Source organism: Ponticaulis profundi, assembly GCF_042659465.1.
GTDB classification, from domain to species: domain Bacteria; phylum Pseudomonadota; class Alphaproteobacteria; order Caulobacterales; family Hyphomonadaceae; genus Ponticaulis; species Ponticaulis profundi.
Genome location: NZ_JBHSSW010000020.1, coordinates 2,501 through 5,000, shown reverse-complemented (window position 1 = coordinate 5,000; position 2,500 = coordinate 2,501). Strand labels below are relative to the sequence as shown.

1 tRNA gene and 1 rRNA gene (both cut by a window edge) are annotated in these 2,500 nt (G+C 52.8%); both read right to left on the bottom strand.

The features are described from left to right. Positions 1-2,298: ribosomal RNA gene (locus tag ACFQDM_RS13395) — 23S ribosomal RNA — on the bottom strand (it extends 469 nt beyond the left edge of the window). A gap of 197 nt (positions 2,299-2,495) precedes the next feature. Then, a tRNA-Ala gene (locus tag ACFQDM_RS13390) sits at positions 2,496-2,500 on the bottom strand (it continues 71 nt past the right edge of the window).

Here is a 2,500-nt window from a genome sequence, read left to right as displayed (position 1 = left end):
GGCCCTTCCACTCAGGACCACCGGATCACTATGACCGACTTTCGTCTCTGCTCGACTTGTCAGTCTCGCAGTCAGGCAAGCTTATGCCATTGCACTCAACAGCCGATGTCCGACCGGCTTGAGCTTACCATCGCGCGCCTCCGTTACGCTTTGGGAGGCGACCGCCCCAGTCAAACTGCCCGCCACCCAGGGTCCCGGCCCCATCCAGGGGCGCGGTTAGACATCAACGAAAATAAGGGTGGTATTTCAAGGATGGCTCCACACCAGCTGGCGCTGATGCTTCAAAGCCTCCCACCTATCCTACACATATCGTCGTTAATGCCACTGAGAAGCTGCAGTAAAGGTTCACAGGGTCTTTCCGTCTGACCGCGGGTACCCCGCATCTTCACGGGGAATTCAATTTCGCTGAGTCTATGTTGGAGACAGTGGGGAAGTCGTTACGCCATTCGTGCAGGTCGGAACTTACCCGACAAGGAATTTCGCTACCTTAGGACCGTTATAGTTACGGCCGCCGTTCACCGGGGCTTCAATTCGGAGCTTGCACTCCTCCTTTTAACCTTCCGGCACCGGGCAGGCGTCAGACCCTATACGTCGCCTTGCGGCTTCGCAGAGCCCTGTGTTTTTGATAAACAGTCGCAACCCCCTGGGTTGTGCCCCTCACAACTGGTTGCCCAGAGATGAGGCCTCCTTCTCCCGAAGTTACGGAGGTAATTTGCCGAGTTCCTTCAACATAGTTCTCTCAAGCGCCTTGGTATGCTCTACCTGTCCACCTGTGTTGGTTTAGGGTACGGTCTATAGTGAGGCTATTTCCAGGGACTTCCAGGCCGCCAAACCAATCCAATAAGGATTGACGACTTTCGAAATCCGTCACATCTCACATGGCCCACGAATATTAACGTGGTTCCCATCGACTACGCCTTTCGGCCTCGCCTTAGGGGCCGGCTAACCCTGCGCAGATTAGCTTTACGCAGGAACCCTTGGACTTTCGGCGAGCGGGTCTCTCACCCGCTTTATCGCTACTCATGTCAGCATTCTCACTTCCGATATCTCCAGCAAACCTTACAGTTCACCTTCACAGACTTACGGAACGCTCCGCTACCGCTCTTACGAGCCCACAATTTCGGTGAATGGCTTTAGCCCCGTTACATTTTCGCCGCAGAAGCGCTTGATCAGTGAGCTGTTACGCTTTCTTTAAAGGATGGCTGCTTCTAAGCCAACCTCCTGATTGTCTCAGCACTTCCACATGCTTTACCACTTAGCCATTACTTGGGGACCTTAATTGGTGGTCAGGGTTGTTTCCCTCTCCACGACGGACGTTAGCACCCGCCGTGTGTCTGCCGAGCAGTACTCTCTGGTATTCGGAGTTTGGTTAGGATCAGTAAGGCGGTGAGCCCCCATAGCCCATCCAGTGCTCTACCCCCAGAGGTATTCACTCGACGCTCTACCTAAATAGATTTCGCGGAGAACCAGCTATCAGCAGATTTGATTGGCCTTTCACCCCTAGACACAGGTCATCCGAGAACTTTTCAACGTTCAACGGTTCGGCCCTTCAGTGGGTGTTACCCCACCTTCAGCCTGCCCATATCTAGATCATCTGCCTTCGGGTCTAATACAACGAACTCGACGCCCTATTCAGACTCGCTTTCGCTTCGCCTCCACCTAACGGCTTAAGCTTGCTCGCTATACTAAGTCGCTGACCCATTATACAAAAGGTACGGGGTCACTTGCGCTCCCCCTGCTTGTAGGCATCCGGTTTCAGGGACTGTTTCACTCCCCTCATCGGGGTGCTTTTCATCTTTCCCTCACGGTACTTGTTCACTATCGGTCGGTAAGGAGTATTTAGGCTTGGAGGGTGGTCCCCCCATATTCAGACAGGATTTCACGTGTCCCGCCCTACTCTAACGAAGTCTTTTTTACCAGTACGGGGCTATCACCCACTATGGCGCGGCTTCCCATCCGCTTCCTGTTTAATTGACTTCAGGCCTGGTCCCCGTTCGCTCGCCACTACTAAGGGAATCTCGTTTGATTTCTTTTCCTACGGGTACTTAGATGTTTCAATTCCCCGCGTTCGCTTTTCAACACCTATGTATTCAGTGTGAAATACCTCACTAATGAAATGATTAGTAAGACCCGGCCCGAGGGCCAGGAAATAATAATCATCTCGGAGGTGGGTTTCCCCATTCGGAGGTCTGTGGATCAAAGGGTGCTCGCACCTCCCCACAGCTTATCGCAGCGTGCCACGTCCTTCATCGCCTCTTACCGCCAAGACATCCACCAGATGCCCTTTGGCACTTGATTGCTTTAAAAAACCCATGCGTGGTGGTGAAAGCACCGCCACACACGGTTGTCAGTCAGACAATGTTTTGTTGTCAGCAGGTTTGCCCTCAGGAATCAACGCCTCTACCGGCGCCGGACAAACCCTTCTTCACGATGTAAAATAGAATAGACCAACTTGTGAGTTGGAACTTGTTTCTTCAACGAGTCCAGTAAGTACCTGGTG